At 63.2% G+C, this 14560-nt stretch carries 13 protein-coding genes; 4 read left to right on the plus strand and 9 right to left on the minus strand.

What is annotated here, in order from left to right:
* Positions 1–21 precede the first annotated feature (21 nt).
* The 9 genes from FNU79_RS14125 to FNU79_RS14165 form a co-directional block, all read right to left on the minus strand.
* Positions 22–966: a helix-turn-helix transcriptional regulator gene (locus FNU79_RS14125; RefSeq protein WP_143721452.1), complete on the minus strand. Its 945-nt coding sequence runs from the start codon at positions 964–966 to the stop codon at positions 22–24.
* A 1-nt stretch (position 967) separates the two neighbouring features.
* Positions 968–1411, minus strand: a complete 444-nt coding sequence (locus FNU79_RS14130; protein WP_143721453.1) for a hypothetical protein — start codon at positions 1409–1411, stop codon at positions 968–970.
* Positions 1408–4671, minus strand: coding sequence for a UvrD-helicase domain-containing protein (locus FNU79_RS14135; RefSeq protein WP_225430081.1), 3264 nt, complete (start codon positions 4669–4671; stop codon positions 1408–1410). The genes FNU79_RS14130 and FNU79_RS14135 overlap by 4 nt, the downstream gene beginning before the upstream one ends.
* A gap of 2 nt (positions 4672–4673) precedes the next feature.
* A complete protein-coding gene (locus FNU79_RS14140) occupies positions 4674–7340 on the minus strand; it encodes a PD-(D/E)XK nuclease family protein (protein ID WP_143721455.1) in 2667 nt (888 codons plus the stop codon).
* Positions 7341–7401: 61 nt separating this feature from the next.
* Positions 7402–7662 (minus strand): hypothetical protein, encoded by a 261-nt coding sequence (locus FNU79_RS14145; protein ID WP_143721456.1) that lies wholly within the window; start codon positions 7660–7662, stop codon positions 7402–7404.
* A 106-nt stretch (positions 7663–7768) separates the two neighbouring features.
* On the minus strand, positions 7769–9031 hold the full coding sequence (locus FNU79_RS14150) for a vWA domain-containing protein (protein ID WP_143721457.1): 1263 nt from the start codon (positions 9029–9031) through the stop codon (positions 7769–7771).
* 175 nt (positions 9032–9206) lie between these two features.
* The gene (locus FNU79_RS14155) at positions 9207–9884 is read right to left on the minus strand and encodes a MerR family transcriptional regulator (RefSeq protein WP_143721458.1); all 678 of its coding nucleotides are present in this window, start codon (positions 9882–9884) and stop codon (positions 9207–9209) included.
* A 182-nt stretch (positions 9885–10066) separates the two neighbouring features.
* Positions 10067–10447: a hypothetical protein gene (locus FNU79_RS14160; RefSeq protein WP_143721459.1), complete on the minus strand. Its 381-nt coding sequence runs from the start codon at positions 10445–10447 to the stop codon at positions 10067–10069.
* A gap of 301 nt (positions 10448–10748) precedes the next feature.
* Positions 10749–12089, minus strand: a complete 1341-nt coding sequence (locus FNU79_RS14165; protein WP_143721460.1) for a replication initiator protein A — start codon at positions 12087–12089, stop codon at positions 10749–10751.
* A gap of 616 nt (positions 12090–12705) precedes the next feature.
* Here FNU79_RS14165 and FNU79_RS14170 point away from each other — a divergent pair.
* The 4 genes from FNU79_RS14170 to FNU79_RS14185 all read left to right on the plus strand — a co-directional run bounded on the left by FNU79_RS14170 (position 12706) and on the right by FNU79_RS14185 (position 14387).
* Positions 12706–13335 carry a ParA family protein gene (locus FNU79_RS14170; RefSeq protein ID WP_185974727.1) on the plus strand — a complete coding sequence of 210 codons (630 nt, stop codon included), beginning with the start codon at positions 12706–12708 and terminating at the stop codon, positions 13333–13335.
* Positions 13332–13637, plus strand: coding sequence for a hypothetical protein (locus tag FNU79_RS14175; protein WP_143721462.1), 306 nt, complete (start codon positions 13332–13334; stop codon positions 13635–13637). Before FNU79_RS14170 ends, FNU79_RS14175 begins: the two co-directional genes overlap by 4 nt.
* A gap of 167 nt (positions 13638–13804) precedes the next feature.
* Entirely contained in the window at positions 13805–14050 is a 246-nt protein-coding gene (locus FNU79_RS14180; protein ID WP_185974728.1) for an antitoxin, read from the plus strand.
* The gene (locus FNU79_RS14185; RefSeq protein WP_143721463.1) at positions 14037–14387 is read left to right on the plus strand and encodes a type II toxin-antitoxin system PemK/MazF family toxin; all 351 of its coding nucleotides are present in this window, start codon (positions 14037–14039) and stop codon (positions 14385–14387) included. Before FNU79_RS14180 ends, FNU79_RS14185 begins: the two co-directional genes overlap by 14 nt.
* Positions 14388–14560: the final 173 nt, after the last annotated feature.

Genomic DNA, 14560 nt, shown 5'->3' on the forward strand with positions numbered 1-14560 from the left:
CACTGAGGATAGCGGAGGCGTTCAAGCGTAGACAGCCTGCCCCTGCTGATGTCCTTCAGCTACGGCACGGCGCAGCTCAGGCGGGCCGATCACTTCAACCTGCCCGCCCCAGCCGAGGAGCCACGGCACCAGTTCCTTAACGCCGCCCACATTGAGGATGACGCGGGTATGCCCGCTCGCCAGCGTCACCGCTTCCGCACCCTGGCCTAGGTGCGTTTCCAGCACCCGTTCCTTGACGGCGGGCGAGAAGAACAATTCCACTTTGACCGTCTCACCGGTCATGATGCCCCAGGCGTTCGAGAGGTACTCCAGCGGACGGAAGTCCTCAGGAATCTGGCATTCGTCACTCAGCAGCGTCATGTTCCGCATCCGCGAGAGCCGGTAGACGTAGGGCCGCCCGCCTTCTTTGAGGCGGTTGACTCCGATGGCGTAGGCCTCACGGTTCCTGGCGTTGACCTCAATGAAGTAGATGATCAGTTCCATTGGCGAGACTTTCTGCGGCGAGTGGTAGTCGCACTTCATCACCCGCCCGTCGAGCCAGGCCTGCGCCGCCAGTTCGAAGGTCCGAGAGCCACCCTCGTTCGGGCGCTGCCGGTAAGCTTCGTTGGCCAGCAGCGCCACCCGGCGGGCCGGGGCGGGCAGCTGCGCCGTGAGCTTTTCCAGCGCTGTCAGGTAATGCTCGTTGTACTCGGCGGCGTGGTGGTAAAGCATCCGCGCCGCCGAGTAGACGGCCAGTGCCTCCACCGGATTGAGCGGCGTGGCACGGACCGGGCGGCGGTATTTGCCATCGGAGGTGCGCTCGATCTCGCCGCTCTGCTGCAGCTCCTCAAGGTCACGTTGCACGCTGCGGAGCTTGGCGTCCGGCAGTTCCAGGCGGCGAGTCAGGTCGCGGGCGCTGTACTCGGCGCGGCCCAGGTGATCGAGCACCGCCCGGATCCGGTGCGCTTTGGTGGTGGGGGCACTCACGTCAGTTCTCCAGCTGGGCGCGCATCTGCTCGCGGAAGGTATTGACGAGGTAACGCAGCCCCTGGAGGCTGCGCAGCATCACGGCCCTGAAGGCCTGATCGTCCGGCAGGTAGGCATCGACGGTGGCGGTCACGTCCTTGTCCATCACCGTGATTCGCCCGATGCGGACGTTCATCTGCGCGTACATGGCCGCCTCAAGGGCCCGCACGCGCTCGGCGGCGTCCTCCAGCGGCCAGAAATACGGCACCATCAAGCAAAACGCCGTGGCGTCGCCCTGCGCGGTCATGACCACGTTGGTGTAGCCCTCGTACTTGAAGAAGACATCACCGTCCTCGTCCAGTTTGGGCCGGAAGCCTTCCTCGGCCAGGAAGTCCAGCACGTCCTGCGCGTAGGCGTTGGGCAGCGGCACTTCGGGAGTGGTGGGCACTTCGTTAAGTTCGCTCATGCATTCTCCTGAGGAATTGACTCGGCCACGTCGCACACACCTCGGTACGGGCAGCGGTGGCAGCTTGAAACGGAAGGGTTCGGCGTGAAGTCGCGGGCCGTCATCCGCTCGATATCAGCCTCCACGTCCTTGAGACCACGCGCCAGATCTTCGGCATTGAAGACGTGCAGCTGTTCCTGACGCAAGTACGCCAGCGCTGCTGAACGGGCCCCCAGACGCTTGGCATACACCGAGAGCTGCGGCAAATGATGCTCAGGTTCGACGGACTTGTCCGTCTTGTAATCGAGGATGAAGCCTTCTGCTTCGTTCCAGGCGTCGACCACGCCCTCGAACATCACGCTGCCCAGCTGAAGCTGGATGGGCCGCTCACGGACGAACGGACCCGGTACCTCGGCAAAAACGGCACTCTTCGCCGCCGCGGTGAGGCGGGCCACGTCCTGCAGGTCAGCGGGTGACAGGTGTGGAAAGGCCGCCGCCAACTTGCCAGGCAACAGCCCTTCCTCGATGGCCTTGTGCACCGCGTCGCCGATGGTGCGCCCAGCCGAGCGGCGCTCAGGGTTGCTGGCCTCGCTCACCGCCTGCGCCGCCCACAGATCAGCCAGCGGCACGAAGCCGTTGACGTAACGGTGCGCAAACTGTCTGGGACAGGTGCGATAGGCAGCCAGTGCAGTGACCGGCAGCGTCTCGGGCAGGGCCGCGCCGGGCCCTTGCAGCACCGTCAAATCCGGTCGGCCCGTTCGGACATCCAAACGCAGGCGCGGCGCGGGAGTGACACTGTGCAGGTCCACCTGCACCCGCATCACGCCATCAGTTGGCAGGTGCGACTCGAACTTCGTCAAGCGCTTGAGTTCGGCGTCCTTGGCACTGCCTGAGAGAATCAGCAGGTCCGCCGCGCGGGTAAAGGCCACGTAGGCCACCCGCTCTGCTTCGGCGTCCTCGCGTTCGCGCTCCAGCCCAGCCAGGTGATCCCAGGCAGCCGAAGGGCTGTCCAGCTGAGGCAAGCGGATCGCCACGCCATGCTCGGCGTCAAAGCGTACGGCTGGGGCTGACCCGCCAGCGCCCCGCAGCACGTCGGCCACGATCACCACAGGAAACTCCAGGCCCTTGCTGCCATGAATAGTCATCAGCTGCACCGCGTCAGCGTGCGGGGCCGGCGCTTCCGGCTCCTCGTGCCCGAGACGCTCCAGACGCCGCAGGTGCTGCGCCACCGCCGTGACGCCCGGCTTGCCTTCACTCGCCCACTGGCGCAGCAGGCCGCTGAAACGCCGCAGATTCTCCAGGCGGCGCGGGCCGTCAGGTTGCAAGGCGTGCACGGCGCTGAGGTGGGTCAGGCGCTCAGCGTCCAGCAGCAATTGCGAGGCCGGTAAGGTGGCCGCCTTGTCGCGTAAAACAGAGAGCAGTGTCACGGCGCGCTGCATCTCCGGTTCAGATGAACGTTGAGCCGCTGCCCACAGGCTCTCTCCTTTCTGGCGCAAGCGGGCCAGCTTGAGCAGAGACGCGTCAGTGAGGTGGGCCACCGGACCGCGCAGAACTGCGGCCAGGGAGACGTCGGCGGTGGGATCAGCCACCGTCTGCAGCAGGTGAACGGCGTCGAGCACTTCCGGCCGGGTCAGCAGGCCGCGCCCGCCGTGCACCACGAACGGCAGCCCAGCCCGCGACAGAGCATCCTCGTAACGCTTCATATCGCCGCGAGCACGAAAAAGCACCGCGATGTCCGACAGCCGCACTGGACGCAGCCCTTGCGGGCCGTGCACCAGGCGTGCCGAGAGCAGCAGCCCCTGAATACGCGCCGCCAGGTAATGCCCTTCCGCCGAGCGCAGCGTACCCACATCGGCCTCACCCAGGACGGCGTGCCACTCCACCGCTGGATCACCCACAGGATTTTCCTGACGGTGGGCATTCAGGGACTCGAAGGTCGCGCGGGTGCTGCCTGCCGCCGTGGGCCCGGTCATCAGCGACGAGAAGTAAGCGTTCATCACCTCAACGAGCGGCGCGTGGGTACGGAACGAGGTGTGCATGGTGACCTGCTCGCCGCCCAGGTGCTGCACCTGCGTCCTGGCCTGATGAAACACCCGCACGTCGGCGCGGCGAAAAGCGTAGATGCTCTGCTTCTCGTCGCCCACCACCGTGAGGTTGCCTCCCGGCCCGGCCAGCGCCTTGAGGATGCGCCACTGCACTGGGTTGGTGTCCTGCGCCTCGTCGATCAGGAGGTGGGTGAAGCGCTGGGCGTAGTAGGCCTGCACCTCAGCGCTTCGGAGCGCCCGGTCGGCGTAGACTTCCAGATCCGCGAAGGTCGCCACTTCTTCCTGCATGCGCCAGGCTTGCAGCTCAGCGTTGACCGTATCGAACACCCGTGAGAGCGAGGCCAACGCCCGGTCATGCACGGCCAGGGCCGCCGTCTCGCCGCGCAGGTCCGGCCGCTGGCACAAGTTCTGTAGGGTCTTGAGCGCCTCATGCACCGCTGCCTTGGCCTCCACGCTCCACTGCTTCCCGCCCAGACGGCCGTTGTACCCTCCCAGAGCGGTTTCAAGCTTGCGCAGCCCGGCAGCGGAGCACGGCGCAGGTTCAGCGCAACCGAGGGCACTCAGGCGGTACGCTTCGAGCCTCTCCCCGGCCGGACCGGAAAAGAGCCTGAGCTGCGCGCGCGCCGCGTTCCACTCTGCCTCCACCTGTCGCCAGGCCAACAGTCGCCGCTCCTCATCAGGCAGCTCGGTTTGCTGCAGGGCCGCGTCCAGCGCGGCGCGGGCCGCCAGCGGATCAGCCAGCAGGGTGCGCGTCACCTCGGCGCGCAGCCGTCCTGGCAGGGCCAGCAGGTCGCCCGCCTCACAGGCGGAGAGGGCCAGCGGCAGGCGTTCTTCGAGCCAAGCGCCAGCCTCGGTTTCGTCCTGAATCAAAAAACTCAGGCCCGCGCCGCTCTCCACAGGGTGCTCGCGGGCAATCCGCCCGCACAAGCTGTGGATGGTTCCAATAGCCATCAGTGGCAGTGCGGAGAGCACCTCCAGCCAGTGAGGATCACCGCTCTCAGCCCGTTCCTCGACGTAGCGCGTGACCCGGACGCGCAGTTCCTGAGCCGCCGCTTCAGTGAAGGTCACCGCGACGATCTGACGTGGCAGCGGTCCAGGGTCTGTACCGAGCAGACGCACGATGCGCTCGGCCAATACCCGGGTTTTACCGCTCCCAGCCCCGGCTGAAATGAAGACGCTGGCGGGTGCCTGGATCGCCCGCGTCTGGGCGGGCGTGGGCTGCAGAGAAGTGGCCACGCTCACGCTCGTCCGCCCGGATGACGACACACCGGTGCTACCGTGCAAAAGCCGCAGGCCTTGCCGTCTTGATCGGGCCGTGGCGTCACCTGACCCGCTTCAAAATCCTGATGTACGCCGAGCAAAAAGGTGTCGAGCGCTGCCTCATGCTTCGCAGCGTCGTACGCCTTTTTGGTATTGAGTTGACCTGCTGCTCCGATCACTTTGCTCCCCTCGATGCTGAAGTAGCGTCCGCCCACCGCGCCCAGCGCCCGCATGTACAGCGGAAGCTGAATCTCGAGATCGAGCTTGCCCGTTTCCTGAGCGTCCGGCTGCACCGTGCTGATGTAGGTGCCCACTTTGTAATCGGTCACCAGCTTTCCCACTGGCGAGTGGTCCAACCGGTCGACCACACCACGCAGCCGGAAGACCACCTCACCCACCGCGAGCGTCTTATCGAACGATCCTTCGAGTGCGCCCTGATCCGGAGTCCAGCCCTCCGGCAGGAAGTCTGGTGACTGCAAGGCCTGCTGCACGATCTGTCTCCATTCGCGGCGCTCGATTTCAAAGAGCGGCCCTGGATGAAAATTCCCGGCGCGGCGCTCGCGAATGATGGCCCGGTCGAGTGCCGCCTCCGCCCGTTCCAGCAGCAGCGCAGGATGGTCCTGAGGGGTCCAACCTTGCAACGCCCCTTCCAGGGCAGCGTGCAGCAGGGTGCCGGTCACCCGGCGGTCCTCACCGGCCTCAGGGTCGGCGTCTTCACGCAGGCCCAGCGCCTTGCGGCCAAACCAGCGGAAGCGGCAAGCGCCCACATCGTGAAGTTGCGAGGCGCTCCAGGTCCAGGCGGGGTCCCACAAGGACTCGCCGAGCAGGCCGTGGTGCGCTGAGGGCTGCCCGGCGTCGCGGCTCTGCTCGATCTGAGCGCCACTGCGCACTGCCTCTGGGACTTCACCGCCGTGCAGCGCCTGTTGGAGCAATTGCTCGCTGTCTGAGGCCAGTGGCACCTCGCTCGACCAGGCCGGAAGAGTGCCCAAGCGCGTCAGGAACACGCTCGGCGAGAGAGCGCGGCCCTGCGCTGTTCGGCGCGGCGAACTCAGCACCAGCTCATGGGCGCTGCTCAGCACCGCGCCGTGAAAGATGGTTTCCTCCACAGCTGTTGAAGTAGACGCGTCCGGTACGAAAACGCCCGCCTCACTCCAGCGTGCCCGAACGGCACTGTCGAGCAGCGGCGACTCGCTGACACGAGGCGGGTAACTTCCGTCCGCCAGGCCCAGCACCCACAGCTTGTGGAACTGGCGGCCCAACAAGCCCAGCGGATTGGTCACCCGGACACCGCCGCGCCCCAAGAGGAGCGGCGTGGTGTGGGTGCTGAGTGTATGGCGCAGCAGCGCAGTGACGTCTTGCCTGGGGCGCAGGGTGTGATCTTGCGCCGCGCCGCTCAAAGCTTCGACCAGAGAAGCGATATGGGCGTTGAGCTGCATGTCTGTGCGACGGCGATCCACCACGCCCGCTTCGCGCAGGAAACGCTCCAGGCGGCCCACTGCGCCGCTGAGCGATTCTTCCGGCGGCAACTCGAGCCAGACGATATCCGGATGCCAGGCTTCGAGGCCAGCGGGGAAGACGGGCGAGAGGCGGCGCGCGACTTCAAGGCTGTCGCCGAGCAGCCCGCACAACGGATGGGTGAGCAGCGCCCGGGTACGCGAGAAGGTCCAGTCACCCTCGAGGGCTTCCAGCCACAACCAGACGAGCGCTCCCACGGCGGTGCGGAGCAGCGGAAGTTGATGGTGGCCGGTCAGCGGCAGGTCGTATTCGCGAGCCACGTCGATCAACGCTGGCAAGTACGTCGCCTCGTCGCGCACCACCACACCGAGCTGATGCGGGGCCGAGCCAGCCGCCAGCCAGGCCCGCACCTGACGTAGCGCCGCGCGCACCTCGCTCTCGACGTCCGGCGCGGTGTGAGACAAGATGGTATCGCCTTCATGCGGGTGTGGGGCGGCAGGCAGATGCTCCGTGACAAAGCCCCTGGCCTGGAAAGCCTGGGCGGTGCGGCGCGTTTCATTCAAACGGCGCTCATCCGGATCCGGCAGGGTCAGTGCTGAGCCGGAAGCGAGCAGTGCGCCGAGAAACGAGATTTGTGAGGCGTCAAGGTGGGTAAAGCCGTGGACGAGGGCGCGTAGCGGCGTGCCGAGCGCGTAACGGCGGGCAAAGTACTCGTTGCCGCTCATGTCGAAGCGCCGCTCGTGGCGACAGGCGGTCACGTAAGCGTCGAACGCCCGCGCGACGTCCGCTTCCCGAGCACCCTGAGCCACGCTCAGGATCGCCTGCGGCTCCACATCGGCACGCAGCAGCTCACTGAGCGTCCGGGCCAGGCTGCTCCAGGTGCTGGGGCGATCAAGGAGCGGCGTCAGATACTGGAATTCAGTATCCGCCAAGGCGCGCCGCAGGAAAGCGTCCCGCTCACCGGGCTTCAGGGGCCGCCAGCCCCCGGCACGCAGGCGCTCGCGGGCCAGCTGGGTCAGGGATTGGGCCCGGAGGTGATCGCCGAGACGGGCGCGTACACTGCGGCCTGCTGGGACGTTCGGCACCACCAGCGCGAACGGTCCCTGGAGCTGAACCGTCTTTGCGGCGATCTCCAGGCGCAAAGGAGCGTCGCTGGACGTGACGAGTAACCGAACCGGAAGAGCACTCATGGACTCATCATAGAAGAGGCCATGTCACAAAATGACACCACGGCGGCGGTCAGGGGCACCTTCACGCGAGGCACCACAGATCGTCCTCTGCCGCGACTGTTTTGTAAGTGGGTCGGTAGACGGTGAGCAGCATGCCGCTGCACACCAGAAAGCGCATCTGACCGAGGCCGTACAGCCGCCCTCCACCCGGCTGCACCCTCAGGAAACGCGCCCGGCGCAGGAGTTTACGCAGTCTCACCTGCGCCGCATTCCAGGAGAGATTCCCGGCGAAGCGCTCTAGGAAACGGGTGATGGCGTGGGCGGTGATCAGCAAGTCTCGCATCGGTGGTTCCTCCTGAAGACACTCTCGCGGCTAAGCGCGTCAAGGGCTGACAAGCTGAAATGAAGCGGGGCACGTCAATCAATGACGTGCCCCACACTCTCCAGCTTTAGCGCTGAGATTTGCTGTTGCGGCGATCGTAGCTCTGGCTGGTGGCCCGTTTGCGGGCCAGACCCGCATCGCTTATGAACCCCACGCTCAGCGCCGAGAGTGCGTGCATTTCAGCGGCCAGTTCCGGCGTCTGCGGCAGACTGGCCAGCTTGCGTCGGTGCTCCATTAACACCTCTGTGGAGCGGCTGACCTGACCCGCGTCGGCGTAAGTCACCGCTTCCTGACGAACCCGGGCGGCCTCGAGCAATTCCAGCGCCAGGCGGACCCGCGCGTCTTCCGGCAAAGCGTCGTACCGTTGCGGCGAAACCACCGGCAGATTGAGCTGGGCTCGCAGGTGATGCCGCACACCGCTGCGATCCGTCCAGGCCAGTCTCAGGCGGGTGATCCCCAGGTCGCTGGTTTCCTGCAACACCGTTAGCGGCAGGGTAAGCACAACCTCAATCGGACGTCCCGAGATCAGGTTGGGCAGTTGCGAGCGACCCAGGGCATTGACTGGAAAGGCGTTGAGGACTTGCACCCTCACGTGCCCTAGTTCGGCATTGGGTTCAACGCCCAGGCTGACGGTATGGCCGGTGGTGCGGGTCAGCCCCTGCAATTCCGCCTCGAAGTAAGCGGGCAGCGCTTCGGCATTCTCGATATGTTCGTAGTTGCCGTCGCCCGCGTCGGCCATCCCTTTCAGGAGATCCTCGTCGTAGCTGCGGCCCAGCCCGATGGTGCTGGTGCCGACCCCACGCGCGGTCAGCCCCTTGACGTGCTCGGCGATCACGTCGGGCCGCCGCTCGCCTTGATTGGCCCCGCCGTCACTGAGCAGCAAGACCCGGTTGAGGGTCTGGGCTTGCTGGTGCTCGGCGGTGAGCATGGCTCCCTCCAGCCATCCGGCGTGCAGGGCCGTGTTGCCCCTGGAGCGCACCTGCGCCACCTGCCGGCACAGCGCTTCAGGATCAGTGACCAGTTGCGAGGGAATCAAGACCTCGACCTCACTGTCAAAGGTCACCACGCTGACGCGGTCCTGCGGCTGCAAAGCGCGAATGGCGATCTGGGTGGCTTCTTTGGCCATCTCCAGCGGCGTGCCGCCCATACTGCCGCTGCGGTCGATCACCAGCGAGAGATTGAGCGGTGATCTCGGCTCACTGCTCTGCGGCGCGGCAGCCGGATGAATGCGGGCCAGCAGAGTGAGTTCATTGGAACCACCCGCACTGAGCGCGGCCTTGAGTGGAAGAAGTTCAATGCGGGGCTGACCAGCAACAGGAGTGTGAGCCATAGAGAACCTCCAGCCGTGACGAATTCAGCACGGCGGTCATGGGCCAGCCAGAGGGCTGGGAAGAGTGGACGGGAATCGGAGGAGCGACGCCCTCAGTCTAATCTCTTGCAGTTTGAGTTGTCAACAATTCAAATAGGAGATGAGTCGATTCATTGACTCACCCATCTTCTCCGGTCTAGGTGTCATCCTCTGACGCACTGGAGGAGGCCTGCCGTGCGTCAACCAACGACGCCCACAGGGCTTCGAGCAGTTCCAAGCGGGCTTGCTCACTCTTCGGCCAGCGGAACGTCTCCGAGAGTTCCACCACCAAGCCGCGTGTCACCTGCACCCGCACCACCGACTGGGAAGCGCTGCGCCGACGTGAACGATCCTCCGCTGCCTCCTCTCTCGGGAGTTCTGGCGCAGCCCGCAAGAGCGGAGCAAATGCCATGAGACGAGGCGACACTTGCTCCCGCAGGCTGGACAGGTAAGTCAGGGCCGGGTTGCCCGGCGGCGCGCCGCTGCGCAAGACGATCTCCAGCCCGATGTTGCCGTTCCTGGCCAGCCGTGCCAGGTCTTCTTCTGAGCGCTCAGTCAGCGCTGAGATCAGCGCCTTGCCGCTCAGCCCATCGGCCATCAACCGGCGCAGCGCCAGCAGACTCAACAGATGCAGGCGTCCATACCGGGCCTCGCGGCCCTCGCGCCGCGGCGCGGGCAGCAACCCCTCGGTGGTGTAATGCCGCACCAGCCGGGCGTTAACCTCGTCCTTGGGACGTGAAGCCCGGTCGAGCGGTAACACCTCAGCCAGCCGCTGATTGGCTTCCTCGACGAAGTCCTCGATGCCGCCTTCCCAATCCTGTGAAATCCCCAACATGCAGGCAGGGTAGCAGAGCGTTCGACATCCTGCTCGCTAAGATTCCGCTTCATGCAGGCCTAACTGACGTGACCTCGAATACAGGGCCTGACGCCACACGGTAGAGGATTGACCGTGAGACGCTCTGGCACAGTGACAAGACCCGAGTGAAGAACAATGGAACTCAAGGATGATTCTGTATCCTAGAACAACTTCCACAAGGCGTTGTGGAGGAGTTGGATCACTTCCGCAGGCACATCACTCACGCTGTGACTGATCAAGAACACCAGCAGAACCAAGGGGGCGATTTGCCAAACACTCCAGCGGCGTTGCACCACCGAGAGCAGCACGGAGGCGAGCAGGGCGGGTGGGACTAGCCAAGCGGAGAGATCTTCCAGGCGCATCAGCAGCCGGAATTCGGGGTGTTGCTCGAAAGCGGCCCCTACTGGGCTGTAGTTCAGGTAGTAATTGCCGGTGTAGATGGTGGATAGCAGGATTGCCCCCATCAGCAAGGCCGCAACGACCGCCCAAAACACTAAGGAACGGAGCAGGTTGGTGGACTGGGTGATAAAGGAAGACGCCATCGGCTCAGGCTACCTGAACTTTTTGGCCAGCGGAATGCTTCCGAGAGTTCCACCTCTAGGCCGCGTGTCACTTGCGCCCGCATCACCGACTGGGGAGCGCTGCGACGACGTGAACGATCCCCTACTGCCTCATCCCTCAGTGGTTGTGGCGAAGCGTAGGCGACCAGTGCAGGTGCCCTGAGATGATGCGATGACACTTGCGCCCGGAGATTGGACAGGTAAACCAAGGCCGGATTGCCAGGCGATGCGTGGCTGAGGAGAATGCTCTCCAGTCCGACGTTGCCGCTCTGAGCCAAAAGTGTCACGTTTGAAGAGCTTGTTTCAGCTCAGCGATAAAGCTCTCGCCATCGATCTGTCCCAGTGCCTTGATGGCCTCCTCGAGCACACGCTGCGCTTGCAATCGGCCCTCGATCACCGCCTGACGAACGTCATCAAGTTCCTGCGGACGCAGTTTGTTGCGGTAGAGCAAATTGAGCTGCTTGATCAAGTACTCGCCGCGTTCCTGTAAGGTCATGCTCTGCAGCAGCGCACCGGTGTCTGGCACTGGTGTGGCTACGGGAATGGCGGTGCGGCGCGGCGATTTCACCGGCGCACCCATGACCTCGCGCACGGTGTACTGATCAGGATTCTTGATGAGGTGAACCAACGCCGCCGCATGCGTTTTCTTGATCTGCATTCCGGCGGCCAGCTGACACTCAAACTCGTCGATAGCCGCTTCAAGCGCTACATTCGAGCGATCCTGGGCCAGTACCTGCACCACGCCGTCGGCCACGCCGTATTTGCGAAAGCGAGCCATCAGTCTGGGTGAAAGCGGCACGAACTGTTGGGTGAAGGTATAAACGATCCGCTGACTCCGGCCGCGTCCGAGGTACCGCACGTCGCGCAGGTATCCTTTGCGGATCAGTTCCTCGTGCGGTCCGGCCAGACCGCGCCTCATGTCCTGGAGTCGGCTACTCGACATCTTGCACTGGTCGGCCCACTCGACGATGTTCACGTCGAGGACGTCCACCATTTCACTGGGCCGCTCAGGGTTGACGCGCATAGCGTCGAGCACCCGGTAGAGAATGCGGGTGCGCGGCCGCGAGAGGCTATGCATAAACGCCAGATCCAGCGGTTTGGTGTAACCGCTCAGGATGGAGTGAACGATCTCTTCAGCCAGAACTAGGGTGATAACCGTACGCTCGTCGAACTGGCCGCCCTCAGCACTGCTGTATTCAACTTTGTTGAGGATACTGAACCCCACGTTACTCCAGCGCCTCTTGGGGTGATCACGCCAACCTCCAGAGATCCGGTAGGAGGTGGTACGCAGCCGCTCCAGGCTTTCATGCAGCATGGCGTAGTAGGGGCCAGTCCGTCTGAAGCCCGCCAGTTTGAGCAGCTGTGTAGCGCTGACGCTCACCTTGCCGTCCGCCGGCTGTCCTTGCTCGCCAAAAAGTACCAAAATCGCCGTATTGACGTCGTTGTCGATCCCACGCGGTACGCCGTATTCAGGGAGTGCCTGACATTTCACGTTAACCAACCGGTCACCCAGGCTGGTCGTGACAGACCAATCGCGCAGGCCATCGATGATGTCGAGCGCGCTGATCAGGTTCAGACGTGCGATGTTGAGCTCATCTGCAAAATTTTGTGAATCGGCTGTCATTTCACCCCGAAGTTTGAAGCGTCTTGTTGTTGAGTATAGAGAGTCACTTATTGAAAGATCTTTTGTAAGTACTTGATGAAAAACATCATCAAAGGGGGTTAGCAATTTGACGTGCCAGACAGCAAAAAAATCATCAAAGGTGCAACTATGACTCAGTAAATGGTGCAACTATGACTCAGTAAAACGGCCCCAAAGGTGCAACTCTGACGCAAGACCGGGTGCCGAAGGTGCAACTATGACGCAGCAAAGGTGCAACTATGACTCAGGGAGAGGTGAGTCATAGTTGCACCTTCCCGACAGAAAGGTGCAACTATGACTCGCAGCGACAGCTCGTGAACAGTACGCAAAGGTGCAACTATGACTCGCAGCGACGGCCCCAAAGGTGCAACTATGACTCGCAGCGACGGCCCCAAAGGTGCAACTATGACTCGCAGACGAATCGACACACTCAGGTCACCCTCTTTACACCGTCCGAAACCTAGCACTGGAGACGGGGCAGAAAGGTCATGGGTATTGAGCGAAAATTTTCTTTGTCAACGGTTGTATGTATTGGTGTAGCAAAGTAGCAATACATACATACAGTGCTACAGGCTTATTTTCATGTCAGAATGTCTGTATGGGGACTTTTAAACTTGCGATCGTTGGCCGCAAAGGCGGCGTTGGGAAGACGACGACGGCTATTCATCTGGCAGCTCACCTGGCCCGCTCTCGGCGAACACTATTGGTGGACGGCGACGACCGTGCCTACGCCTCGACCTGGGCGCGCGGCGGTGCCATGCCGTTCGCCGTTGACGGCATCGGCGGCCTGATGACAGTCGGGGAGTACGAGGCGGCCGTCATTGATTCGCAGGCAGATCCGAGTGAGCAGGAGATCAGTACCCTGGGCCGTCACAGTACACTGCTGGTTCTCCCAGCTATTCCCGAAGCACAGGCGGTCTCAGGTCTGATGCAGACCGTGGCGGTACTGGACCGTGCGGGCGTACCAAGAACGAGGGCGGCTGTACTGCTGACAATGGATACGCGGGTGGGGAGCGCGACGGCCGAGGCCCGTGAGGCGCTGGCGGGTGCCGGTCTTCACGTTCTGACCCGCACTGTGCGCGACACCGTAGCATTTCGCCATGCCAGCAGCGGCGGCCTCTTGGTGCATAAGGTCGGCAGCGCCGCCGGGAAGATGGCTTGGCTGGATTATGAGGTGGTCTTGCGCGAACTCCTTGAACTCGCCGGTGACTACTCGGTGCAGGCATGACCCGGCCGAACCGCTTCGCGGCGCTGACCGAAAGTAGCGGCGCAGAAGAGAGGGCCGAGCCGCTCGAGGAGAGAGCCGAACGCCCACTTTCTGAAACCGTGCGCATGTTAGGTGGGCGGGTTCCTGACAGCATCTTCCGGGAATTTAACCGGCAGAAAGTTGTTGCTGAGGAAGAGCTTGGCGTCCGCAAGATCACCACCGAAGAAGGCCTTGAGGCCTTGGTCCGGTTGCTGCGCAACGCTGAGTTCAAAAGTCAGTGGCTACAGGCGCTGCAGGAGATTCGAAAAGGTCGCAGAAGTTGAGGCGGTGAGGGCCTAGAGGCAACTCGCCTTCTGGCGTTTTACTCAGTATGAGAAGTCATCAGACTCATCTACATAATGCCCGTTATGTCGTCTATCAGATCTGAAACCGTAGTTTCTCTCTCAAAGTGTGAAAGAGTTTCCTACTTAATTTCTGCTAAACTCTCGCCATGACGATAGGCAAGATCAGCGTGAGTCTGGAGCAGCCGCTGCTGGATTTTCTGGTGCAGTATCAGGAGAGCCATCAGGTTCGTTCCAAATCCGAAGTGGTGGCTCGGGCCATCATGTTGCTGCGTGACCAATCCCTCGAAGCTCAGTACGCGCAGGCGTTGACCGAGTGGGATGAGAGTGGCGAAGCGGAAGTCTGGGACGTGGCTGTAAGCGACGGACTCGAGGGCCACGATGCGGCGCGGTGACATTTATGTCGCCGATCTTGGTGCGGCCCGGTCTGGTGGAGCGAACAAACACCGTCCGGTGGTCATCGTCAGTGCCGACAGCCTCAACCGCACGGTGGCCCGGCTCGGTGCAGGAGCGGTGACCATCGTGCCACTGACCAGCAACGTCACCCGCGTCTACGACTTTCAGGTGCTGCTCCTAGCAGAGGAGACGGGCCTTGAGCAGGACAGCAAAGCCCAGGCCGAGCAGATTCGCACGATTAGCTTTGCTCGTCTGAGCAAAGCGCCAGTGGGTCAGGTGCCTGCCACCTTGCTGGGCCGTCTGGACGCCGCACTCCGACTGCATCTGGCGCTGTGAAAAATGGGGGAGTTCTTGGTGAAAAGGGGAAGACTCTTGTTCCTCTTCTCCGTCGCTCTGACTTTGGAGTGCCGAAGTGAGCTACGACCTGGTGTTGGCGACGGTCAGCCTTGAGGCTTCAGCTGAGCGTCTGGTGCAGCTCGATCCGGCTGAGCGGCGACGCCGGACTGTCG

Source organism: Deinococcus detaillensis, from assembly GCF_007280555.1.
Lineage (GTDB): Bacteria > Deinococcota > Deinococci > Deinococcales > Deinococcaceae > Deinococcus > Deinococcus detaillensis.

What these genes read in the sequence shown, in the direction of transcription:
- FNU79_RS14130 (WP_143721453.1), bottom strand. Translation starts at nt 1,411, where the DNA reads ATGAGCGAACTTAACGAAGTGCCCACCACTCCCGAAGTGCCGCTGCCC.
- FNU79_RS14140 (WP_143721455.1), bottom strand. Translation starts at nt 7,340, where the DNA reads ATGAGTGCTCTTCCGGTTCGGTTACTCGTCACGTCCAGCGACGCTCCT.
- FNU79_RS14145 (WP_143721456.1), bottom strand. Translation starts at nt 7,662, where the DNA reads ATGCGAGACTTGCTGATCACCGCCCACGCCATCACCCGTTTCCTAGAG.
- FNU79_RS14150 (WP_143721457.1), bottom strand. Translation starts at nt 9,031, where the DNA reads ATGGCTCACACTCCTGTTGCTGGTCAGCCCCGCATTGAACTTCTTCCA.
- FNU79_RS14155 (WP_143721458.1), bottom strand. Translation starts at nt 9,884, where the DNA reads ATGTTGGGGATTTCACAGGATTGGGAAGGCGGCATCGAGGACTTCGTC.
- FNU79_RS14160 (WP_143721459.1), bottom strand. Translation starts at nt 10,447, where the DNA reads ATGGCGTCTTCCTTTATCACCCAGTCCACCAACCTGCTCCGTTCCTTA.
- FNU79_RS14165 (WP_143721460.1), bottom strand. Translation starts at nt 12,089, where the DNA reads ATGACAGCCGATTCACAAAATTTTGCAGATGAGCTCAACATCGCACGT.
- FNU79_RS14170 (WP_185974727.1), top strand. Translation starts at nt 12,706, where the DNA reads ATGGGGACTTTTAAACTTGCGATCGTTGGCCGCAAAGGCGGCGTTGGG.
- FNU79_RS14175 (WP_143721462.1), top strand. Translation starts at nt 13,332, where the DNA reads ATGACCCGGCCGAACCGCTTCGCGGCGCTGACCGAAAGTAGCGGCGCA.
- FNU79_RS14180 (WP_185974728.1), top strand. Translation starts at nt 13,805, where the DNA reads ATGACGATAGGCAAGATCAGCGTGAGTCTGGAGCAGCCGCTGCTGGAT.
- FNU79_RS14185 (WP_143721463.1), top strand. Translation starts at nt 14,037, where the DNA reads ATGCGGCGCGGTGACATTTATGTCGCCGATCTTGGTGCGGCCCGGTCT.